We start from the raw sequence: 23,047 nt of genomic DNA, 5'->3' as shown, positions 1-23,047 counted from the left end.
CTCCTTAACCACCGGTGGTGCCGGGGTCTTGTGCTCGAACATCTCGCTATATTCTGCCATCACGCGCCGCCACCCCATATTCGGGCGCTCTGCCGGTCCGCATAGGAACCGTGCACATGGTCGACCCCGCCGTGCGAGAACGGATTGCAGCGCAGCAGACGCCAGACGGTCAGCCCGGTACCGCGGATCGCGCCGGTCACCTCGAACGCGTCCAGGGCGTATTTGGAACAGCTGGGGTAGTACTTGCACACATCCCCGTACAACGGCGATACGAGGCGGCGGTAGGCCCGCATGAACCAGACGAAGGGCATCCGCGGTGCGATCCGCAGGACATAGCCCAACCGGACCGGGCCCGCGGCGCCCCGCGGATAGGGTGGCAAGGACGATGGGGTGGACTCGTATGCCTTCATAGAAGGACCTCAGTCACGCCGGTTCTTGCGCCGGGCACGGGCCAGCAGCCCGTCGACCGTGGCATCGAGCTGCGCGAAGCCCGCGCCGGCGGCCGCCGGTTTGACCCGGAGGACGTACAGGCCCGCGGGTAGGGAGTCCAGGCGGGCGTGCATGATCTCCCGCAGGCGGCGCTTGGTCCGGTTGCGGACCACCGCGTTTCCCACGGCCTTGGATACGACGAATCCCACGCGCACAGCGTGGGATTCGTCTGCTAGATAGTGCAGCACCACGAACGGGGAACCGGAGGCGGTCCCGCGCTTGAAGGTCCGGCGGAAATCCTCACCGGACCTGACGCGATTCGCGGCGGGCAGCAAAGCCGGTCAGGCCGACAGGCTGTTGCGGCCCTTACGGCGGCGCGCGGCCAGGATCGAACGGCCGGCACGCGTGCGCATGCGCAGGCGGAAGCCGTGCGTCTTGGAGCGCTTGCGGTTGTTCGGCTGGAAAGTACGCTTCGTCATGATTCTCCCTTGTGGTATGAACGTCTGCCCTGCGCGGCGCACAGGTTCGATAGGATCCGCGGGACCGACACGAGGTCGGCCACCTGGTTCCATCCCTGCGCAGGAAGGGCCAAAAGGAAGATGACAACACTCAACGGGCCCGCAACACAGGACACTCCATATTAGGCGGTAGCGCGGGGGCCGGTCAATTCCCACAGGGTCGGCTGCCATGTGATTCACCTTCCAACCGGGTTTTCCACACGGATCCGCGCCGATCGCACCCTTTTCGGGTCCTTTTGCTGCCACTGCGAGGACTTCCCCGGCATCCTGTCCACACGTCGCATTCCCTTGTGGAAAGCGGGTTACAGCCGTTCTTCCACCGGTTTATCCCCAGATTGTGGAGAAAAACTTCCCCGTCTGGGGAAACCGGGACGGGTTACCCACAAACCGTACACAGCGGAGTGTCCATGCTGTGATTGTCTTGTCCACACGAGAGGCATCTCACCTGTGGATTCAGCCCCTCCGGGACCATCGTCCACAACCATGATCCGAACCGGTCAACACCCTGTTCACCGATGGCCAAGCCGCAGAGCCCCGGTTTTCCGGGCTAGTTCCGCAGTGAGGGGAACAATCACATGGATGTGATTTCCACAGACTTGTCCACCGGTGTGGAAATCCGGTTCCGGGTGTGGATCTCTCCACAAAGTGTGGAAAACTATGTGGAAGAACGTCCACGCAGTTGTCCACAGGATCTGCACAACCCTATTCCACTTGGAGGTCCTTTGTCCGTCCCACCGTCCGAACCCGACCTAGCGGCCGTCTGGCAGGAGGTGCGCAGCAACCTCTTCAAGGACGAATCGATCACCGCACACCAGAAGGGATTCCTGTCCCTGGCACAGCCCAAGGCCTTCGCGGGTGACCAACTGGTGGTTCTGGCGGTGCGCAACGACCTGACCAGGACCACCCTGGAGACCAGCCTGCGCGAACCTCTGGCCCGCGAGTTCGAACGGGTGCTGGGCCACCAGGTGTCGTTCGCGATCGCGGTCGAACCCGATCTGAATGTCCCGGAATCCGCCTCGGGCAGCCACACCGTGGAACACGTGCAGCCGGCCCAGTTCGGCCCCGGCTCCTACGGGGGTCGCCAGGCGCCCTCCCCCGCCTTCCCCGGCCGTCCCGAGGACTACTGGCAGGTGGAGATCCACGGTGACGAATACGGGGGTCCCGCCACCGCAACGGTCCCGGAGCCGGCACCGGCCCGCGATCCCGCTCTGGGGCGGGCACCCGCCATCGACGGGAACGGGGTTGACCAGCTCAACCCCAAGTACACCTTCGACTCCTTCGTCATCGGCGCGTCCAACCGGTTCGCCCATGCTGCGGCCTTCGCGGTGGCAGAACAGCCGGCCAAGGCATACAACCCGCTGTTCATCTACGGCGATTCGGGACTGGGCAAGACCCACCTGCTGCATGCGATCGGCCATTACGCAGCCCAGCTGTACCCCAATATCCGGGTCCGCTACGTGTCCAGCGAGGAATTCGTCAACGACTTCATCAACACGATCGGCTCGTCGACGACCTCGAACTCGCTGCGCCCGGCCTTCCAGCGCCGCTACCGTGAAGTCGACATCCTGATGATCGACGACATTCAGTTCCTACAGGGCAAGGACGCCACGGTCGAGGAGTTCTTCCATACGTTCAATGCACTGCACAACGAACACAAACAGGTCGTGATCTCCTCGGATCAGCCGCCCAAGATGCTCAAGGGCTTCGAGGAGCGTCTGCGGTCCCGCTTCGAATGGGGTCTGCTGACGGATGTGCAGCCGCCGGACTTGGAGACCCGCTTCGCCATCCTGCGCAACAAGGCCCTGGGCGAGAACCTCAAGGTGCCCGACGACGTGCTGGAGTACATCGCATCGCGGATCTCCTCGAACATCCGCGAGCTCGAGGGCGCCCTGATCCGCGTCACCGCCTTCGCGAACCTCAATTCGCAGACGATCGACGTGAGCCTGGCCGAAACGGTGCTCAAGGACTTCATCAGCCAGGACGACACTCCGGAGATCACCCCGGCGGACATCATGGGCCAGGTGGCGGGTTACTTCCACCTGACGATCGACGATCTCAAGGGCAGCAGCCGCTCACGCACCCTGACCACCGCCAGGCAGATCGCCATGTACCTGTGCCGGGAACTGACCGACCTGTCCCTGCCGAAGATCGGCCAGGAATTCGGAGGCCGCGACCACACGACGGTGATGCACGCGAACAAGAAGATCCGCACACAGATGACGGAACGGAGGGCCATCTACACGCAGGTCACGGAACTGACAAACCGCCTCAAACAGCATCATCATCTGTAGAACCGGTAGTCAACAGGTGTGGATAAACCTGTGGTTAACCCGTCCAAGCCTGGGTAGGGGTGAATGAACAGTTCCAGACCGGCCTGTGGATGACTGTGGAAGAACGATTCAACCGTCCACAGGCGTCCACACCCCGTCCTGAGATCCTCCACAGGTTTCCCACCGTGGGAAGAAGGCCGCTATCCCGCGTCATTACTGGGCAGGAGAGCTCTTCTCCACAAGTTCCACACCGGCTACGACTACTACTGATATTCCAACTCGACATTCAAGAGGGCCCGCCGCGCATTGTCCCGGGAGCCAAGGCCACCAGGGCTCCTCGAGGAGAGTGAAAAGCTCTGAGGAGCAGGAATGCGCAGTTTTGCACATGTGTATCCACCTGTGAGTCTTTGGATGAATCAGGGAGATTCATCGGATGACCTCCGCAAACCAACCCGAAAGTTGTCCGATGACTAGGGGGTCGGGAATCGTCGTACTGTCGGCTGGAGCGAAATAGGGTGTGCGTTTTTGCACGCACCTGAGAAACCAGGGCTTTTGCCGATTCCCCGGTGCGATAGGATGGGGAGTCCGCGCGCATGAGTGCGTCTGCCGCTGCAGCGCATGGGCGGCGCACAACCCTGTAGACGATGGATTTCGGGAGAGACGTGAACGCTGAGGCCGCACCGACTGTGAAGTTCAAGGTGGAACGGGACATTCTGGCCGAAGCGGTCACCTGGACCACCAAGACACTCCCCCAGCGTCCCGCCGTTCCCGTGCTCACCGGCATCCTCATCACCGCCGATCCCGCGGGTTCCGTGCACCTGGCCGTTTTCGACTACGAAGTATCGGCCCGCGCCGAAATCGCCGCCGAGGTCGAGGTGCCGGGTACCTTCCTGGTCTCCGGCAAGTTGCTCGCCGAGATCTCCCGAGCGCTGCCGGCACAGCCGGTGACCCTGGAACTGCAGGAGAACAAGGTCACGGTCAACTGCGGCTCCTCCCGCTTCACCCTGATGACGATGCCCGTCGACGAGTACCCGGCTCTGCCACAGGTCCCCGCGACCACCGGCGTGGTCGGCGCCGAGGCCTTCCAGCACGCGGTCAACCAGGTCGGCGTGGCCACGAGCAAGGACGACACCCTGCCGATCCTGACCAGCGTGCGGATGGAGATCACCGGCAACACCGTGACCCTGCTGGCGACCGACCGCTACCGCCTGGCGGTCCGCGAATTCATGTGGAATCCCAAGGCCGCTGATTTCGAGGCCAACGCCCTGGTGCGCGGGAAGACGCTGACGGATGCCGCCAAGGCCATGGGCGGGGACATCCAGATCGCGCTGGCGGAATCCGGTGGCAAGGACATGCTGGCGATTTCCTCGAACGGCCGGGTCATGACCTCACTGCTGGTCGAGGGCGATTACCCGAAGGTGCGCTCACTGTTCCCCAAAGAGGCCTCGATCTCCGCGATCCTGGAGACCTCCGCCCTGCGCGAGGCCGTGCGGCGCGTCTCCCTGGTCGCCGAGCGCAACACCCCCATCCGCTTCGAATTCGCCGACGGCGCGCTGACCCTGCGGGCCGGCCAGGGCGATGACGCCCAGGCCTCGGAGGCGCTGCCGGCGACGATCGACGGGGAGAACATCACCACAGGCTTCAACCCGCACTTCATCGCCGACGGACTGGCCCAGATCGATACGCCCTTCGTGCGGTTCTCGTTGACGGAACCGAAGAAGCCCGTCGTCATCACCGGCCAGCAGGAGCTCGACGGCGAATACGATTCCACCTATCGGTACCTGCTCATGCCGATCATCCGCTTCTGACCGGGCACTGACCCGGGTAGGGTCGCTAGCGCTATGTGGGTATCCAAACTGGCCCTGCACGACTTCCGGTCGTATGAGCACCTCGAACTCGATCTGCGCCCCGGCGTGACGACGTTCGTCGCGCCCAACGGCTGGGGCAAGACCAATCTCGTCGAGGCGCTGGGCTATGTCTCGACCCTGCGCTCCCATCGGGTGGCCAATGATGTGCCGCTGGTGCGCGTCGGATGCGAATCCGGTGTCGTGTCGCTGCTGGCCCACCGCGGCCCGCGTTCGGTCACCCTCGACATCACGATCAAGGCCAAGGGCGCCAACCGGGCCAGGATCAACCGGCAGCCCGTGCGCACCCGCGACGTCCTGGGCCTGCTGCCCACCGTCGTCTTCGCCCCGGAGGATCTGGACCTGGTCAAGGGGGATCCGGCAGGGCGGCGCGACTTCCTCGACACCCTGCTGGTCCAGGGAGCGCCGCGCTATGCCGCTGTGCTCAGCGATTTCGACCGGGCCCTCAAACAGCGCAACGCCCTGCTCAAAAGCCTGAAGAACCGGCCCGACCCCGCACTGGAATCGACCCTGGACATCTGGGATAGGGCCTTCGCCCAGGCCGCCGCACAATTGGTGATGGGGCGGCGGAACCTGGTGGAGCGCCTGGCTGCGCCCCTGACCAGGGACTTCAAGGCCGTGGCCCTGGACGCCCGGCCCGAGCGCCAGGACGCTGCGGCGCGCTACACCAGCCGGATCGACTACACGGGGCTGGACACCACCGCCGGGTACGAGGACGCGATCGTCGAGGCCGTGGCCTCCCGGCGGAGCAAGGAGATCGACCGGGGCCTGACTCTGGTGGGACCGCAGCGCGACGATGTCGAACTACTCATCGGCGGCGTGCCGGCCAAGGGCTATGCCAGCCACGGCGAGAGCTGGTCCCTGGCCCTGGCCCTGCGGCTGGCCGGGTGGCAGGTGCTGCGCGATGACGCCGGCGACGAGGACGGGCAACCGGTGCTGGTGCTCGACGATGTGTTCGCCGAACTGGATGCGGGTCGGCGCACCCGGCTGGCCCAGATGGTCGCCGGTGCCCAGCAGGTGCTCATCACCGCCGCGGTGGCCGCCGACATCCCGGAGAACCTGGCCGGCGCCCGGATCGACCTGTCCGCCGCGGATGCGGGGACGGCATGACCGCACAGGACGAACCGCCCCTGGCCGCGCTCGAGGCCCTCGACCGGGTCAGGCGGATGGGTGAGGGTTCGCGCCCCGGTTACTCCGGCAGTTTCCGCCGGACTCCGCGCGGCATCCGCGAACCCCAGTACTCCGGGGCGGGCGCCGATGCCAGGGATCCGCGGAAACTGGCGGACGACCTGGCCGTGCTGACCCGCGATTACGGTTGGCGGACCCAGTTGGATGTGGGGATGCTGCTGGGCTCCTGGCCGCGCCTGGTGGGCCCCGAGGTGGCCGAGCACTGCGAACCGGTGAAGATCGACCCGCCCAAGCTGACGGTGCGCGCGAGCTCGACGACCTGGGCCACCCAGCTGAAGATCATGACGTTCTCCCTGTTGGACCGCCTCGAACGCGAACTGGGACACCGGGTGATCGACGATATCGAGATCCTGGGGCCGAAGCAGAAGTCGTGGAGTCATGGGCGCCGTTCCATCAAGGGCCGGGGGCCCCGCGACACCTATGGCTAGTCCCCTGCACCCAACTCCCCCGGGTGGCCTCCTCGGCCTCCTGCCAGGCCCGGCTGTGAAGATGGTGTTCATGGAAGAGATCCCCGGCCGTCTGCTGACCGTCCTGACCTCCCCCACCCCCGCCCCGGCCGCTCCGCAGGCGCTCCTGGTGACCGCCGGGATAGTCCTGGCGCTGGTGGTGGTGCCCCCGCTGTGGCGCTATGCGGGGCTCGTGGTCACGGTGGTCCACGAACTGGGCCACGGGCTCACGGGCCTGCTGCGCGGGCGGCGCCGGGTGGCGATCCGGGTCTCCGGTGACCATTCGGGCCTGACCAGCTCGCGCGGCACCGCGGCCAGCGCACCGTTCTCCACCTTCTGGGGCTATCCGGCGCCGGCCGTGGTGGGCGCGCTGTTCATCACCGCCGCCTGCTTCGGGCGTGCCGGCCTGGCCCTGGTGCTCGGCGGCGCACTGCTCCTGGTCTGCCTGGTGTTCATGCGCGGCTTCCTGGCCATCGCGCTCGACGTGCTGGTCGTGGCCGCGGCCTGTCTGGCAGCGCTTTACGTGCCCGGCGTCCTGCTGGGGTACGTGGTGGGAGGCCTGGGACTGTTCCTGTTGGTGGGCGCCTACCGGGGACTGGGGAACCTGCTGGCAGCGCACCGGCGCCGGGACCTGGCATCCTCGGACGCGGCGATCCTGGCACAGGCCACCGGGGTGCCCGCCTGGCTGTGGATCGTGCTCATGGCCCTGGTCCTGCTGGCGGCGACCTCGGTTTCGGCCCGACTCGTGTGGAATATGCTCACCATCTGATTCCGAGCCCGGGAGTCGGAACTGCGGAAACCGCCACAGGCGCCATTTTCCTCCCGTCGGATGAGCTGGGGTACGTCCGAGGACGGAAAAGTCGCGAAAAACGGCTTCCAGGGCGTGCTGAAGGCGAATTCCAGGGCAGGACTTGGTAGAATTGAACGTGATTGTGCCAGTTTGTCCGCATTCTAACGAGGAGTTCCATGGCTGCCGAGGAATCCCAGCATTACGACGCCAGTGATATCACCGTCCTGGAAGGACTGGAGGCGGTCCGCAAACGCCCCGGCATGTACATCGGTTCGACCTCCGAACGCGGTCTGCACCACCTGGTCTACGAGATCGTCGACAACTCGGTCGACGAGGCACTCGCCGGCTACAACGACACCATCGAGGTGACGATCCTGGCCGACGGTGGCCTGCGGGTGGTCGACCACGGCCGTGGCATCCCCGTGGAGATGCACCCGAAGGAGGGCAAGTCCACCCTGGAGGTCGTGCTGACCGTGCTGCACGCCGGTGGCAAGTTCGGCGGTGGCGGCTATGCGGTCTCCGGTGGTCTGCACGGTGTCGGTTCCTCCGTGGTCAACGCCCTGTCCGAACGCCTGGACGCGGAGATCCACCGCGACGGCTATGTGTGGCGGCAGAGCTACCGCCGCGGCGCACCCACGGCACCGGTTGAAAAGGGCGAGGCGACGGACACCTCGGGTACCGTCATCACCTTCTGGCCGGACCCGGAGATCTTCGAAACGGTCGTCTTCAACTTCGAGACCGTGCGCCAGCGGATGCAGCAGACGGCCTTCCTGAACAAGGGCCTGATGATCACCCTGCGCGATGAGCGCAAGCCGGAGATCGACGACGACGACGTGCAGGTGACCGATGCGGACGAGGACGCGCCGTTCAAACCGCGCGAGGTCAAGTACCACTACGAGAACGGCCTGCTGGACTACGTCAAGTACCTCAACAGCACCAAGAAGACGGAGATCGTCAACGACGACATCATCGCCTTCGAGGCCGAGGACACCGACCAGATGATCGCGCTGGAAGTCGCGATGCAGTGGACCACCTCCTACAGCGAGTCCGTGCACAGCTACGCCAACTCGGTCAACACGCACGAGGGCGGCACCCACGAGGAGGGCTTCCGCACCGCGCTGACCAGCCTGCTGAACTCCTACGCCCGCGATCAGAAGCTGCTGCGGGAGAAGGACCAGAACCTCACGGGCGAGGACGTGCGCGAGGGCCTGACCGCCGTCATCTCCATCAAACTGGGCGAACCCCAGTTCGAGGGCCAGACGAAGACCAAGCTGGGCAACTCCGAGGCCAAGGGCTATGTGCAGAAGGTCGTGCGCGACGAACTGGGCCACTGGCTGGAATCCAATCCGAACCAGGCCAAGGAGGTCGTGCGCAAGGCGATCCAGGCCTCGCAGGCCAGGATGGCGGCCCGCAAGGCGCGCGAGGCGACCCGCCGCAAGGGCCTGCTGGAGTCCTCGGGCATGCCGGGCAAGCTCAAGGACTGCCAGTCCAAGGACCCGACGATCTCCGAGATCTTCATGGTCGAGGGCGACTCGGCCGGTGGTTCGGCCGTGCAGGGCCGCAATCCGATCACGCAGGCGATCCTGCCGCTGCGCGGCAAGATCCTCAACGTGGAGAAGGCGCGCCTGGACCGGGCCCTGTCCAATATGGAGGTCCAGTCGATGATCACGGCCTTCGGCACGGGGATCGGCGAGGAATACGACGAATCCAAGCTGCGCTACCACAAGATCGTGCTGATGGCCGATGCCGATGTCGACGGCCAGCACATCACGACCCTGCTGCTGACGCTGATCTTCCGGTACATGAAGCCGCTGATCGAACACGGCTACGTCTACCTGGCGACCCCGCCGCTGTACCGCCTGAAGTGGTCGAATGCCCCGCACGACTACGCCTACACCGATGCCGAACGCGACCGGATGCTGGCCGAGGGCCGCGCGGCGGGCAAGCGGCTGCCGAAGGACCAGGCGATCCAGCGCTACAAGGGTCTGGGCGAGATGAACTACCACGAACTGTGGGAGACGACGATGGATCCCGAACACCGGCTGCTCAAACAGGTCACCCTGGACGATGCGATGGCCGCCGACGAGATCTTCACCGTGCTCATGGGCGACGACGTGGATTCGCGCAAGCGCTTCATCCAGCAGAACGCGAAGGACGTCCGCTTCCTGGACATCTGACGGATATCCGACTTCTTAGACTTTCCTACTTCACGAAGGGGACCAGGCACACGTGGCTGACGAAACCGATAACAATCAGACCGATCCGCTCGACGGCGCGGCCGAACCGACCGCGGAGGAGGTGGCGGCCGGCGCCATCGCCCAGCGGATCGACCAGGTCGATCTGAACCTGGAGATGCAGCGGTCCTATCTGGACTATGCGATGAGCGTCATCGTGGGCCGTGCGCTGCCGGACGTGCGCGACGGTCTCAAGCCCGTGCACCGGCGCGTGCTCTACGCGATGTACGACGGCGGCTACCGCCCCGACCGCAGCTTCAACAAGTGCTCGCGCGTGGTCGGCGATGTGATGGGCCAGTACCACCCGCACGGCGACTCGGCGATCTACGACGCCCTGGTCCGCCTGGTCCAGCCGTGGACCATGCGCTACCCGCTGGTGTCCGGGCAGGGCAACTTCGGTTCCGCCGGCGACGACGGCGCTGCCGCACCCCGGTACACAGAGTGCAAGATGGCGCCCCTGGCCCTGGAGATGGTCAGGGACATCGAAGAGGAGACCGTCGACTTCCAGGACAACTACGACGGGCGCAACCAGGAGCCCGTCTACCTGCCCAGCCGGTTCCCGAACCTGCTGGTCAACGGCTCCAACGGCATCGCCGTGGGCATGGCAACGAACATCCCGCCGCACAATCTGCGGGAGGTCTCCGCCGGTGCGCAGTGGCTGCTGAGCCACCCCGAGGCCACGAAGGACGAAACGCTCGAGGCCCTGTTGGGCATCATCAAGGGCCCCGACTTCCCCGGCGGCGCGACCATTCTGGGCCGCAAGGGCATCGAGGACGCCTACCGGACCGGCCGCGGCTCCATCACCCAGCGCGCGGTGGTCAACGTCGAGGAGATCCAGGGGCGGACCTGCCTGGTCGTGACCGAGCTGCCGTATATGGTCAACCCCGACCGGCTGGCCGCGAAGATCGCCGGCTACGTCAAGGACGGCAAGGTCGGCGGGATCGCCGATCTGCGCGATGAGTCCTCCGGCCGCACCGGCCAGCGCCTGGTCATCGTGCTCAAGCGCGACGCCGTGGCCAAGGTCGTGCTGAACAACCTGTACAAGCACACCGATCTGCAGCAGAACTTCTCCGCGAACATGCTGGCCCTGGTCGACAATGTGCCGCGCACCCTGTCGATCGACGCCTTCCTGCGCCTGTGGGTCAAGCACCAGATCGACGTCATCGTGCGCCGCACCCGGTTCCGCCTGCGCAAGGCAGAGGAACGCGCCCACATCCTGCGCGGCTACCTCAAGGCGCTGTCCGCCCTGGACGCGGTGATCGCCCTGATCAGGCGCTCGCCGTCGTCCGAGGAGGCGCGCACCGGCCTGATGGAGCTGCTGGAGGTCGACGAGGTCCAGGCCAATGCGATCCTGGACCTGCAGCTGCGCCGCCTGGCGGCCCTCGAGCGTCAGAAGATCGAGGAGGAGGCCGCCCGGATCGAGGAGCAGATCCGCGAGTACAACTACATTCTGGGCACCCCCGCCCGGCAGCGCGAGATCGTCTCCGAAGAGCTCGCCACGATCGTCGACAAGTACGGCGACGACCGCCGCACCCGCATCATCGCGGGCTTCGACGGTGATATGTCGATGGAGGACCTGATCCCTGAGGAGGAGGTCGTCGTCACGATCTCCCGCGGTGGCTACGCCAAGCGCACGCAGTCGGCGCTCTACCGCGCCCAGCACCGCGGCGGCAAGGGCATCACGGGCGCCAAGCTGCGCGGTGACGATGTGATCGAGCACTTCTTCGTCACCAGCACGCACAACTGGCTGCTGTTCTTCACCAACACCGGCCGGGTCTACCGTGCCAAGGCCTATGAGCTGCCGGAGGGCTCGCGCGACGCCAAGGGCCAGCACGTGGCTAATCTGTTGGCACTGCAGCCCGGCGAGACGATCGCCCAGGTGCTGTCCATCCCGGACTACGAGGCCGCGGCCTATCTGGTGCTGGCCACCAAGTCCGGCCTGGTGAAGAAGACGCGCCTGAGCGAATACGATTCGAACCGCTCCGGCGGTGTGATCGGCATCAATCTGCGCGAGGACGCCGACGGCAATCCCGACGAGCTGGTCTCCGCGCGGATCGTCGAACCCACCGACCACCTGCTGTTGATCAGCCGTGGCGGGATGTCGATCCGCTTCGCCGCAGACGACGAGGCGATCCGGCCCACCGGCCGTGCCACCTCGGGCGTGACGGGTATGAAGTTCAAGGACGACGATGCGCTGTTGGCGATGGACGTCATCACGCCGGGCACCTATGTGTTCGTGGTGACCGAGGGCGGATACGCCAAGCGCACCCCGGTCGAGGAGTACCGGGTGCAGGGCCGCGGCGGTTACGGCATCAAGGTCGCCAAGCTCAACGACGAACGCGGCGGCCTGGCCGGCGGTCTGATCGTCGAGGACGGCGAGGAGGTTCTGGTCGTGATGGAGCGCGGCAAGGTCGTGCGCTCGTCCATCGACGAGGTCCCCGCCAAGGGCCGCAACACGATGGGCGTGGTCTTCGCCAAGCCGGGCAAGAAGGACCGGATCCTGGCAGTCACCCGTGGGCCCGAGGTCGACGGCGAAGTCGAAGGGGCCGAAGAAGTCGAAGGGGCCGAGGCCGCAGCCGGTGTCGAGGGCTCCGCAGCAGTGTCCGAGGAGGCTCCCGAAGCGGTCCAGGCCGATCGGGTAGCCTTGGACCCGACCAGCGGAGAGACCGCCGACGAGACCGCGGAGGGTGAAGAGCAGTGAGCGAAGGCGAAACCAAACCGGGCAAGATCATCCGGACCTCGTCCGGCAAGGGGACGCGATTGACCGCGGGCTCCGGAGATTCGGACAAGCCCGCACCGGACGCCTCTGCAGGTGCCTCCCCCGCCGCCCCTGACGGCGCGAAGTCCGAGTCCAAGTCCGGGGCTCCTGCCGCCTCCGGCTCTACGGCCCCTGGCTCCGCGGCCGGTTCCGCCGGCGCCGCCGCGGCATCAACAGGCAATGCACCCACGGCGCAGGCGGCCACCTCGCAGTCGTCAGGGGCCTCAACGTCCGATGCACAGTCATCCGGGGGCGCGGCCTCCGGCGCCCAGACCGCGGGAGGACAAGCCGCCGGCAGCCAAGCGCAGGGGAATTCCGGGGCCTCGGCATCCGATTCGGCAACGGGTAGGAAGGCCAGCTCCGGTGTGCGCCTGGGCAGCCCTGATAAGGCGCGCCCCGGGCAGAGCACCGGTGGTTCCGCGAGCGGGACGCCGGCGAATTCCGCCGGATACGGCCAGACCGGGAACGGGCAGGGCTCGGCACCGCAGGCGGCCGGCGGGGCCGACGCGACCTCGGTGCTCCCCGCCACGGGAAGTGCCGCGCCGGCAACGGCTACGGTCGCGGCCCCCGCGGTGGCCTCGCCCGGGGCTGCGACGAGCAGCGCGACCCAGACCAGCAGCCCCCGTGAGGATGTGTTCGCAACCGGTGCCGGGACCCCGTCTTCGACGGTTGGCACCGGCGCACCCGCGCGGGACTCCGGCAAGGGATCGGGGAAGAAGGGCAAGAAGCGCAAGGGCCCGCGGACCGTGCGACTGACGGTGGCGAACGTCGATCCGTGGTCGGTCATGAAGATGAGCTTCCTGCTGTCGCTGGCGATCGGCATCGTGGTCGTCGTGGCGTCGTTGGTGCTGTGGTTCGTCCTGTCGGCCACCGGCACGCTGGACAGTCTGCAGGGCGCACTGAGCGAGATCGCCGGTTCAGAATCGGCCGATTCGCTCATCGCACTGTTCGGGCTGGGGCGCGTGATGTCGTTCGCCGTGATCATCTCCGTGATCAACATCGTGCTGTTGACCGCGCTGGCGACGCTGTTCGCCTTCCTGTACAACCTTGCGGCATCGATCGTGGGCGGCTTCCATTTGACGCTGACCGACGACTGATTCCATTCCGCCGAGGGCCCCGATCGTGGATCGGGGCCCGCGGCGCATTAGGGTGGGGTGCTGTCGAGTCGTGTGCGCAGTCGCGGAGCGGCTTCTGAAGCGGCGTTCCATCGTGTGATGGAAGACTCATCGAGTCGATTTTGCATGTGCTGTCCTGTCGTATAGAGTTATATCTCGGTTGACCCGATAAGGGCCTTTAGCTCAGGCGGTTAGAGCGCTTCGCTGATAACGAAGAGGTCGGAGGTTCAAGTCCTCCAAGGCCCACGGAAACCACGGTGAACGGAGTCTCGTTGAAGAAGTGGTTTTCGATTGCAGGAGTTCTGACAGTCGTCGTCGGAACGGTGCTCGGTTTGAGAAATCGCCGGCAACGCGATCATCGAAGATGGTCCGACTACACTGATTCTGTGTAGAATGGACATCCCTGGGGGTATGGCGCAATTGGTAGCGCACCTGCTTTGCAAGCAGGGGGTTAGGGGTTCGAGTCCCCTTACCTCCACTCGAGTACATTGAGACAGCACTCGTAAGAAGAGGCCCGGAATCATTGAGATTCCGGGCCTCTTCGCTGTCCAGTATGAGCGGCCGGGGCTGATCGTGTACACACGTTCCTGCCGATAACCCGGGGTGTGGTGATTTGAAAATGATAGCTTATTTATATGAATGTCTTCAGGGTTCGGTTGGAGTGGACGATCCGGTGCCATATCGCCTTGACGATCGTCATGGTGGTGGTGCTGCTTGCCGGAGGAATCTGGGGCGCACTCCGTCCGCATCCACCGCCGCATGCTGCAGCCTCCATTGAACTACACGACGAAGCAGAGATCCTGAATCACGAGGATCTCTCCAAAGAGTTGGCCACTGCTCGCTTCTACCATCCGGGGCTTCGTCTGGTGGTCTGGACACACTGGGACCAGCATGGTGTCAAGGATGATCGGCTTCTCGACGAGACCTGGAAATGGGCGCAGGCACATCCCGAACTCCATCTGACGGATAGAGCGGACGAATCGGCAGAGCCGCGCTGGGCCGATGACTTCATACTCGTGAGCCTCTCTGCGCAGAAGGGCAAAGAGGGTTCAATGGATTCGAAACATACGCGGTATGCTGCCGGCACCGTGTTCGGTGGCAATCTGGACTACAACCAGCTGGCGTATCACCAGAGTTCGATCCTCCATGAGACGTCCGCACATTCGGGGAAGTCCGGTTCGAGGAGTTCTGCGCCGTATGCTGGGTCTCTTGAACGGCTGGACAAGGGCGAATGGGGTGATGGTGTCGCCGGCATCGTCGAGGCGGCATCGTGGCTGATCGACAGGCCGAAACTGCAGACGTTTAGAGATCACGTTGCCACTCCGTTCTTGACGGTGGGCATCATCTGGCCGATTCTCGGGGCACTCCCCCTGCTGCTCCTGGCTACCCTGGGTAAATCCGTCCGAGGCGATCGCCAAAGACTGCGGAGTATCGAGTTACAACTATCCCGCGCTGAACCATCCGATCATGAGCTGCCGACACAGCGTGAGCGGCTTCTGAACACGGCACATGACCGACTGGCGGTGCTGGACCGGCGCACCATCTTCACGACGTTCGTGTTCTTCACCAAGCTGTCCGATCAGGCGAACGCTTTCAGCGACGCTGTTGATGAACTTGAACAATTTGCCCGTGACCACGGTACGTCCGGATGGTAGCGTAAATTACATGATCAAGTTAAGTAGTGTGCTGCTCGGGGACATCGCGGATGGCTGATGAGAATCCGTTCGGGAAGATGTCGGACTTCGAAGAGGAGTCCCCCGGCGGTAAGTGGATTCTGCCGATCATCGCGTTTGGCTTCAGCGCCATCATGTTCGTGTTCGGGGCGCTTTTCGGCTACTACGGCCAACATGATGCCGCGACCCTGACCGCCACGGCCACCGCTACGGTGAAGGGCGATCCGCACGAAAGGTCTGTGTCGGACTGCAATGGTAGTGGGCACAGCTGCAGTAGGAAATACTACTGCTCGTTCCAGTACGTCTTCCCTGCGCCGATGGGTGGAGAAGGCCACGGAGAGTACGAGGATGACGACGAATGCGGGGATGAACAGGCCAACGGAGCGCAGCGCCAGGTCTTCTTCAACCCGGAGGATATAACCGAATCCTCGTTGCGTGACCCGAGTTCCCTGATGGACAGGTATGGGTGGATCCTCTTCGTCTTCCTCGGGATCTTTGTTCTTGGCGTGGGGGTGAAGAGCCTCCCGAGGCGCCGGAAAACCGATGAGTCCAAATAGACCGTGGCTTCATGACGATGCTCCCGTGGCCTGGTGGAACGGGTCGACGACCGGTGTCGGGTGTACTCGCCCGAGGACGCGGACACGTGGTGTTATGACCGGGCGGTGGCCTACTCGGACAGATCGACGTCGAGATGGAACCGGGTGGGATTGTTCGTTGCATCTGTCATACGATCCAGCCTAACCAAGCTGAATCCGGCATAAAAAGCCCCCGTGCGGCATCGTGCCGAATTCTCGTCAGCCAGGTTCATGATCTTTCGCGCGTGAGCTCGAAGATCGCCGGCTTGGCGGAGGAGGCTGCGCCGAGATACTTGATTTCCCCGTTGTTCTTCGTGAGACGGAACGCTTCCACGGCACTCTTATACCGCACCTTGTCTGCACCGTCGACCAGCTTCAAACGAATCGTCTCATCGACAGGGGCAATGGCGTTCGTCTATCGTCCTACACCTGTGAGTATGGACTTGACCACGGCAGGGACCATTTCCGCCGTGCCCAACCCAGATCAGGACCGGGATAATAGCGCCAGGGACACACTCACCGATGCGCGTAGTAGTAGTCGAGGAGGCGGAAACCGGCAGTGTTCTGGACCCTATCGTCGCCGACTTTCGCAACTGTAGCGGCATAGTAGAAATCAGCGGCACGGTTCGTATAGGTCTGCAGCACCTTCAGCCGGACCAAGCGGCTGGCTGAAGGTTTGTAAAGAGGTTTGCCCACGGCCCGGACTTCCCATAGACCTGCCGGATCGTGCACTGCGTCGCCAGGCACAGTGCCGATGAAGGACACCATGGTTTTCACAGTCGAACACGCATTGCTTTGGCCGGAATCAACGTCCTCGATCTTCTGAGCTAGGACGGTGACATCGGAGACGTCCTGTGCGCTGAAGTGGTAGCCGGTTTTGTTCGTCGTCAGTACAAGCAGTGCGCGCTTCGTATCGAAGGGCACGTTGTAGTTGGGATGAGCCACGGTGTCCATATCGGGGTTGCCTTGGAATGTGGGGATGAGCGCTACGTTGACATCCCCAGCATCGGCAGTTTTAAGGTCCTCGGCCTGAGCCCCCGGACACCGCCCCGGGTACGGCGACGGCGCGTCTGTTGCCACGATGGTTTTCGATTCCGCCTCATGATCGGCACCCGTGCAGGAGGTCGACAGAGTGGACAACGCCACTACCAGGGCCGGACCTAAAACGAATCGGTTCCTCATGGTGGTCGCTATCTTCTTCCCTTTTGACTCCGGTTCGGCACTCGGTCGCCGGGCCCTGGGCACAATGGGCCTCAGGTTGCAGTGTGGGAGGAGATGACACCGTGGCGACTCAGCCGGCATATCTTCATTGGCCGGCACCATCATCGTATCGCCGGTCGCGGCTCGGGTCCGGATCGCCTACAGCCCTATGATGGGAACGATGATCCCGGGTCATCCGGGCCGAACCGCCAACACCAAGGACAGCACCACCAACACCGGCACGGCCACCAACAGGGTGAGGAAGACGGTGTCACGGGCCAACACCGTGGCCTGCGGGTAGCGCTGGGAGTAGACGTAGACGTTCTGCGCCGTCGGCAGGGCCGAACAGAGCACCGGGGCCAGGGCTTCGGGCCCGGACAGGCCGAAGACGAACAGGGCGGTCAGCGCCGCCACCGTCGGTGCGATCACAGCCTTGAGTATCACCGCGGTCAGGATCCCGGCGGTGTCGCCCCCGGTGAAGGGCCGACCGTTCCCGCGCAGGGACATGCCGAAGGCCAGCAGCATGAGCGGTACCGTCGCCTGCCCCACCAGGTGGAACGGTTCCAGCACAGGGTCCGGCAGGCGGGCTCCGAGCCCGGTGGCACTGACCACCACTCCCGCCAGCGAGGCGACGACCACCGGATTGCGCAATGGCCGCAGCACCCTGCCCCACAGGCCCCGGCCGGTGCCGGTGCACACGTCGAGGACCGCCAGAGTCAGTGGGGCGACAAAGACCAGCTGGAACAGCAGAACGGGCGGGATGATGTCCGCGCTGCCCAATACATAGGTCGCGATTGGCAGTCCCAGATTGGCGGCGTTGACGTAGCTGGAGGCCAGTGCGCCGATCAGGGCCCGCTGCACTCCCCAGCGGGCGAGGGCCGACACCAGAATGAAGATCGTCATCACCGTCAGCGAGGCGATGACGACGACCAGCACATCGGGCCTCACCAGCTCGGCTAAGTGGGAGGTGGCCAGGGTGGAGAACATGAAGGCGGGGAAGGCCAGGTTGAAGGCGGTGCGGGACAGGACCCGCTCGCCCTGTTCGCCCAGGAAGCCGATCCGATCCACGATATAGCCGGCCGCGATAATGCTGCCGACGATCGCGAACCCTGTGAGAACACCATTCATGGGTTCATCCTCTCCCCCGCCGGCGACGCAGTGCGATGGCTCCGGTGACCAGGCCGTAGATGCCCAGCGCTGCACCCGGAATGACGAACATCCACAGGCCCAGCCAGCGGTTGGAACCGGCATTGGGATCATTGATGCCGTTGTCGCCGGGATCGTGTGGATCGTAGAAGATGGTCCGTTGGGCGCCCGCCACATCTGCGGTATCGCATTCATTGCGGTCGGAGGCATTGCCGGTTATGACGTCATCGGACCCGATGGGTGTGAACTGATAGTCGAAATGGCACTCGTACTTGGTATTGCACGAACCCCGTTTGCAGTGTCCACTGGTTGTTTTCTCCTCCTGCGCCCCGTCCAGGACAATGGCGGTGGTCTGGGTGTTGCGGTGCGATGCGTCCTGCCGGGCTATGGATTGCATCAACAGTCCGGGTAGCAGCAGTGCCAAGCCCACACACAGCCACATGATCGGCAACCCCAGACCTGCGGCCTTTGGAGACATCGACACCCCTTTTGGATTACCTGTTTATGCAATTCGGGTCAGTGCTCATGCTGGTACACATGTAGGTGTTTGTCCAGTTGCGCGAAGAAGGGCCCCGCGAGTGTAACCTCACGGGGCCCCGGGGCACGATTTCGTGCGGTGGGCGCTCACTCGCGGTGGCCTCGACCCCGCGAGTGAACGGACTCCTACATGTGTCGGCCTATCGGTTCGTCGGTTTTCAGACCGCGGCCGGGGCGCCGGGGCCCACCGGGATTCCGATGAGGTACCAGATGAGGAAGAACGCGACCCAGACGACCCAGATGACGACCGACAGGGGGATCGTGAAGGACGCCAGGGTGCCGATTCCCGCCTTCTTCTTGTACTGCTGCATGAAGCCCAGGGCCATGACGAAGTACGGGCTCATCGGAGTCACACAGTTCGTCACCGAATCCGCGATGCGGTAGGCGGCCTGCGTGACCTCGGGACTGATGTGCAGCAGCATGAGCATCGGGATGAACACGGGAGCGGCCAATGCCCACAGTGCCGAACCGCTGGTGATGAAGAAGTTCATAATCGTGACGATCACGATGATGCCCAGCAGGATCGCCCAGGCCGGAGCGTTGATCTTGGCCAACATGTCCGAACCCGAAATGGCCAGGACCTCGCCCATCTTGGTCCACTTGAAGTAGGCCAGGAACTGTGAGATGGCGAAGAACAACACCAGGATCGGGGCGAGGGACTTCACGCCCTCGATCATGCCGGTGATGATTTCCGTGGGCTTGGTGAAGTTGCCGCTGACGAACCCGTAGACGGCACCCAACAGGGCGAAGAAGAAGCCCAGAATGAACGCCATACCGGTGAACACCACGGAATTGAGGATGCCCGCGTCCTCGCCGCGCAGGGGCGAGGTGTGCGGGATCAGAGCCGCGATCAGACCCAGGATGAACAGCACGGCGACGATCCCCGTCACGTTCAGCGCCTTCCGGTCCTTGGCCGTGCCCTCCAGCTTGGCCCGGTCGTCGGAGCTCAGTTCGGCCAGATCATCGTCGGTGGTCAGGTGTGGGTGCCGGGCCAGGACGGTTTCGGTGACGAGTGTGATGACCACGGCGATGAGGATCGAGGATGCGAGCCCGAAGAAGTAGTTCGAGACCGGCGAAACGAAGTAGTCCGGGTCGATCGTATGCGCCGCGGCCGTGGAAATGCCCGAGAGCAGCACATCGGTCGAGGTCAGTGACGGCGATGCGTCATAGCCGGCGGAGATGGCGACATAGGTGACGACGATGCCCAACAGCGGACTGCGCCCGGCTGCCCGGAAGATCAACGCGCCTAACGGGATCATCGTGACGTAGGCGGCATCACCGGCCACGTGGCTGACCATCGCCGCAATGACCAGTGCGAACGTCAGGAAGCGGGCGGGGACCCGGGCGACCATGCGGTGGAGCAGGGAGTCGATCAGACCGGAGCGCTGCGCCACCGAAATGCCCAACAGCACGGTGATGATGGTGGCCAGGGGCGGGAACGTGGCATAGTTCGTCACCGCATCGCCGATGATCGTCTGCAGACCGTCGGCACTGATCAGGGACTGCACGGCCACGGTCTTACCGGTGGCCGGATTGACCGCGGAGACCCCGATGCCGGCCAGGATCGCGCTGAGCACGATGACGCAGGCGGCCAGGATCCAGAACAGCCAGAACGGGTGGGGGATCTTGTTGCCGACGCGTTCGATCACGTCGAAGGTCTTCAACATCCCCTTCATCCGCGATGTTTCGGGGGCTGACGCGTTCGCGCTGCTCACTACTGCCTACTTCCAAAAAAGTTGAGGAGGGGTCGAAACAACCCTAGATCACGGGAGCGGGCTCATATGAAATGCCCCTCACCGGGCCCCTCAGCGTCCCGGGGTGATGAGGCCGGACTCGTAGGCGCGAATGACCAGCTGTGCGCGATCGCGGGCGGCCAGCTTGTTCAACAGCCGACTGACATAGGTGCGCGCGGTGGCCGGGCTGATGTACAGGCTCGCGCCGATCTCGGCATTGGACTCGCCCATCCCCACGTGCAGGAGGACCTGGCGCTCGCGCTCGGTCAGCTCGGCCAGCAGGTCCGGGCGGTTCACAACATCCGGTCGTGCGGCCAGCATCCCCATGACCTTCCCGGTGATCGAAGGCGACAGCAGTGCATCGCCCTGGGCGGCCGCGCGGACGGCCGCGCGCAGTTCGGCCGGCGCGATGTCCTTGAGCAGGTATCCGCCGGCCCCCGCGCGAATCGCCGCGAGCACGTTCTCGTCCTCGTCGAAGGTGGTCAACACGACCACATGGACCCCGGCCAGTTCCGGATCGGCCATGATCTGCGCGGTGGCACTGATCCCGTCGAGCCCCGGCATCCGGATGTCCATGAGCACGACATCGGGCCGATACTCCTTGACCGCCCTCAGCCCGGCGCGCCCATCGGCGGCCTCGGCGACGATGCGGATGTCACCGTCGTGCTCGGCCAGGGCGCGCAGCCCCATCCGGACGAGTTCCTGATCGTCGACCAGTACCAGATCGATCATGGCAGCCGCGCGGGAATCGTAGCCGCGACCGAGAAACCCGTGGCTGTGGCGCTCGCGGACAGGGTCCCACCGAGTAGTTCGACCCGCTCGGTCATCCCGGCGATGCCATAGCCCGGCCGAGGCTCCGGTTGAGTATCGGCGGGACGACCGTCCGCGGACCGGGCACTGCCCGACTCAGCATCGCCGGACACAGCATCGTTGGCCACGGCACCGCCCAGCCCGGCAGCGGCCGAGGCCCCCGACCTTCCGCGGCCGTCGTCGGTGATGCTCAGGCACAGTGCGGGCCCGTTGAGTGCGGCGCCGATGTGCGCCCGGGAGGCATGGGCGTGGCGGATGATATTCGTGATCGACTCCTGAATGACTCGAAAGGCGGCGGCATCCACCGATTCGGATAGCTCGGCGGGGGTGACTTCGATGTCGGCCGTCACCTGCAGGCCGGATGCCCTGGCGGTCTCCATCAACTCGGCGATGTTCGACAGCGATCGGGGGCTCCTGGCCTCGGCCTCGTCGGTGCGCAGAATGCGGACCATGGCGCGCAGTTCCTGCAGGGAGCGGCGGCAGGTGGCCCGGACCTGTTCGAGTGCGCGTGCCGCGGCGGTATCGTCGTGGCCGATCGCCTCGGCGGCAACGCCGGTGTGCAGGGAGATGATGGACAGGCTGTGGCCCACGGTGTCGTGCAGTTCGCGCGAGATGTCCTCGCGTTCCGTGCGCATCCGCAGCTGCGACTCGCGCAGGACCCGTTCCCGGGTCAGCCGGGCGATCTGCTCCTGCTGGGTAGCGCGAATCCGCGCGGAGCGCAGCCCCGATCCCAGTGCAATCGCTGCAGCGAACAGGGCCAGGTTCGATACCGATTCGTAGCCGAGGAGGAACCCGAGGGCCTCTCCCCCGTCACGGATGCGGAAGTACAGGGAGACGGCGAAGACCAGCGCGGCCGCGCCACAGGCCCAGCCCGGCCGTCCGGCCTCGGCCACGGAGAACAGCGCGGCCACCACGGGCACCGCTACGCCGATCGGTGGATAATCCAGGATGTAATAGCCGAACATGCCCAGGATGCTGAGCACCAGCACGGTTCGTGGGTACTGGCGGCGGCACAGCAGGAGGGCGCCGAGGCCGCCGGCGAACAGATAGGCCAGGACGTCCGGCGAACGGGTGCCACCGGGACCGAGTGCGATGATAAGTGCCAGCGCAATGGCCGTTGCCGCTCCCAGCAGCGCATCACCGGTTCTTCTGCCCATGCTGTCCAGCATAGGGACTTCGGGCGCGTATCGGCATGGGCCCAGAGGCGACGATCAGGGTCGCTTCGTGACGTATAGCGGGTGCGCGGCCGGACGTGCGGAATCGAGCTGCAGGGCCGATGCGCTCGCCGGTGCGGTGTTCCTAGAGTCGGTGGCATGAACACTGCCAATGGTTCGAATGCCAACGGTTCGAATGCCACCAGCTCGAACAATGTCATCGCCTCCCTGCACTGGCCGCTCATCATCGGACTCGGGGCCCTGGCCCTGCTCAGGCCGGTCCTGCGGATCGTCGCCGAACAGCTCGGCGTTTCCGTCACCCCCGTGGTCCCGATCCTTGCGACCCTGGTGATCTCCGCGGTGTGGATCGCGGTGGTGGGCCTGAGCCGGGTGGCCCATCCCCTGCTCACCCTGGTGTTCACCGGGCTGGCCTATGCGGTCTTCGCGATTGTGCTCAGCGGGGTGCTCTCCCCGATCCTCGACGGCAGGCTGCAGGGGCCGCTGGCCAATCCACTGGCGATCGTGCCGATGCTGGCGACCAATGCGATCTGGGGTCTGCTCGCCGGTGCACTGGCCCTGCTGGTGCGGCGGGCGCGCTGAGACACC

The 23,047-nt window shown here is 64.8% G+C and carries 21 protein-coding genes and 2 tRNA genes; 13 read left to right on the top strand and 10 right to left on the bottom strand.

The window, feature by feature from the left end; all coding sequences use genetic code 11:
• Positions 1–59: 59 nt before the first annotated feature.
• Genes yidD through rpmH form a run of 3 tightly spaced genes read right to left on the bottom strand, consistent with a single transcriptional unit; the run spans position 60 to position 908 of the window.
• Positions 60–410: a membrane protein insertion efficiency factor YidD gene (yidD, locus tag NQ038_RS12805; protein WP_257049319.1), complete on the bottom strand. Its 351-nt coding sequence runs from the start codon at positions 408–410 to the stop codon at positions 60–62.
• Between the two features lie 9 nt (positions 411–419).
• Positions 420–764, bottom strand: coding sequence for a ribonuclease P protein component (rnpA, locus tag NQ038_RS12800; protein WP_257049318.1), 345 nt, complete (start codon positions 762–764; stop codon positions 420–422).
• 6 nt (positions 765–770) lie between these two features.
• Complete coding sequence (gene rpmH / locus NQ038_RS12795; protein WP_257049317.1) at positions 771–908, bottom strand: 50S ribosomal protein L34; 138 nt, start codon at positions 906–908, stop codon at positions 771–773.
• An 809-nt stretch (positions 909–1,717) separates the two neighbouring features.
• Between rpmH and dnaA the strand changes: the two genes are divergently transcribed.
• From dnaA to NQ038_RS12735, 12 genes are all read left to right on the top strand, one after another.
• On the top strand, positions 1,718–3,238 hold the full coding sequence (dnaA, locus tag NQ038_RS12790) for a chromosomal replication initiator protein DnaA (protein WP_257058790.1): 1,521 nt from the start codon (positions 1,718–1,720) through the stop codon (positions 3,236–3,238).
• 641 nt (positions 3,239–3,879) lie between these two features.
• Complete coding sequence (gene dnaN / locus NQ038_RS12785; protein WP_257049314.1) at positions 3,880–5,025, top strand: DNA polymerase III subunit beta; 1,146 nt, start codon at positions 3,880–3,882, stop codon at positions 5,023–5,025.
• A 33-nt stretch (positions 5,026–5,058) separates the two neighbouring features.
• A complete protein-coding gene (gene recF, locus NQ038_RS12780; protein WP_257049313.1) occupies positions 5,059–6,192 on the top strand; it encodes a DNA replication/repair protein RecF in 1,134 nt (377 codons plus the stop codon).
• The gene (locus NQ038_RS12775; protein ID WP_257049311.1) at positions 6,189–6,698 is read left to right on the top strand and encodes a DUF721 domain-containing protein; all 510 of its coding nucleotides are present in this window, start codon (positions 6,189–6,191) and stop codon (positions 6,696–6,698) included. Before recF ends, NQ038_RS12775 begins: the two co-directional genes overlap by 4 nt.
• Positions 6,699–6,768: 70 nt before the next feature.
• Positions 6,769–7,485, top strand: coding sequence for a M50 family metallopeptidase (locus tag NQ038_RS12770; protein WP_257049310.1), 717 nt, complete (start codon positions 6,769–6,771; stop codon positions 7,483–7,485).
• A gap of 197 nt (positions 7,486–7,682) precedes the next feature.
• Positions 7,683–9,683 (top strand): DNA topoisomerase (ATP-hydrolyzing) subunit B, encoded by a 2,001-nt coding sequence (gene gyrB, locus NQ038_RS12765; protein ID WP_257049309.1) that lies wholly within the window; start codon positions 7,683–7,685, stop codon positions 9,681–9,683.
• 52 nt (positions 9,684–9,735) lie between these two features.
• Positions 9,736–12,441, top strand: a complete 2,706-nt coding sequence (gene gyrA, locus NQ038_RS12760) for a DNA gyrase subunit A (protein WP_373456824.1) — start codon at positions 9,736–9,738, stop codon at positions 12,439–12,441.
• On the top strand, positions 12,438–13,595 hold the full coding sequence (locus NQ038_RS12755) for a DUF3566 domain-containing protein (protein WP_257049308.1): 1,158 nt from the start codon (positions 12,438–12,440) through the stop codon (positions 13,593–13,595). The genes gyrA and NQ038_RS12755 overlap by 4 nt, the downstream gene beginning before the upstream one ends.
• Before the next feature lie 190 nt (positions 13,596–13,785).
• Positions 13,786–13,859, top strand: a tRNA-Ile gene (locus NQ038_RS12750).
• A gap of 159 nt (positions 13,860–14,018) precedes the next feature.
• Positions 14,019–14,091 (top strand) — tRNA-Ala (locus NQ038_RS12745).
• Between the two features lie 157 nt (positions 14,092–14,248).
• The gene (locus tag NQ038_RS12740) at positions 14,249–15,268 is read left to right on the top strand and encodes a hypothetical protein (RefSeq protein WP_257058784.1); all 1,020 of its coding nucleotides are present in this window, start codon (positions 14,249–14,251) and stop codon (positions 15,266–15,268) included.
• A gap of 50 nt (positions 15,269–15,318) precedes the next feature.
• On the top strand, positions 15,319–15,843 hold the full coding sequence (locus tag NQ038_RS12735) for a DUF3592 domain-containing protein (RefSeq protein ID WP_257058781.1): 525 nt from the start codon (positions 15,319–15,321) through the stop codon (positions 15,841–15,843).
• A 247-nt stretch (positions 15,844–16,090) separates the two neighbouring features.
• On the opposite strand, the gene NQ038_RS12730 is transcribed toward NQ038_RS12735, so the two are convergent.
• The 7 genes from NQ038_RS12730 to NQ038_RS12700 form a co-directional block, all read right to left on the bottom strand.
• The gene (locus tag NQ038_RS12730; RefSeq protein WP_257058779.1) at positions 16,091–16,240 is read right to left on the bottom strand and encodes a hypothetical protein; all 150 of its coding nucleotides are present in this window, start codon (positions 16,238–16,240) and stop codon (positions 16,091–16,093) included.
• 137 nt (positions 16,241–16,377) lie between these two features.
• Positions 16,378–16,815: a hypothetical protein gene (locus NQ038_RS12725; protein WP_257062742.1), complete on the bottom strand. Its 438-nt coding sequence runs from the start codon at positions 16,813–16,815 to the stop codon at positions 16,378–16,380.
• A 438-nt stretch (positions 16,816–17,253) separates the two neighbouring features.
• A complete protein-coding gene (locus NQ038_RS12720; RefSeq protein ID WP_257058775.1) occupies positions 17,254–18,189 on the bottom strand; it encodes an AEC family transporter in 936 nt (311 codons plus the stop codon).
• 4 nt (positions 18,190–18,193) lie between these two features.
• Positions 18,194–18,685: a DUF3592 domain-containing protein gene (locus NQ038_RS12715; RefSeq protein ID WP_257062741.1), complete on the bottom strand. Its 492-nt coding sequence runs from the start codon at positions 18,683–18,685 to the stop codon at positions 18,194–18,196.
• Positions 18,686–18,902: 217 nt separating this feature from the next.
• Complete coding sequence (locus tag NQ038_RS12710; RefSeq protein ID WP_257058767.1) at positions 18,903–20,420, bottom strand: AbgT family transporter; 1,518 nt, start codon at positions 20,418–20,420, stop codon at positions 18,903–18,905.
• 129 nt (positions 20,421–20,549) lie between these two features.
• Entirely contained in the window at positions 20,550–21,209 is a 660-nt protein-coding gene (locus NQ038_RS12705) for a response regulator transcription factor (RefSeq protein WP_257058764.1), read from the bottom strand.
• Positions 21,206–22,444, bottom strand: coding sequence for a sensor histidine kinase (locus NQ038_RS12700; protein WP_257062740.1), 1,239 nt, complete (start codon positions 22,442–22,444; stop codon positions 21,206–21,208). Before NQ038_RS12700 ends, NQ038_RS12705 begins: the two co-directional genes overlap by 4 nt.
• A gap of 156 nt (positions 22,445–22,600) precedes the next feature.
• On the opposite strand from NQ038_RS12700, the gene NQ038_RS12695 reads away from it, so the two are divergent.
• On the top strand, positions 22,601–23,041 hold the full coding sequence (locus NQ038_RS12695) for a hypothetical protein (RefSeq protein ID WP_257049282.1): 441 nt from the start codon (positions 22,601–22,603) through the stop codon (positions 23,039–23,041).
• The last annotated feature ends 6 nt before the right edge of the window (positions 23,042–23,047 follow it).

Source organism: Brevibacterium sp. 50QC2O2, assembly GCF_024580675.1.
GTDB classification, from domain to species: domain Bacteria; phylum Actinomycetota; class Actinomycetes; order Actinomycetales; family Brevibacteriaceae; genus Brevibacterium; species Brevibacterium moorei.
The sequence above is the reverse complement of the archived record's forward strand: the minus strand, read 5'-3'. Positions and strand labels throughout refer to the sequence as shown.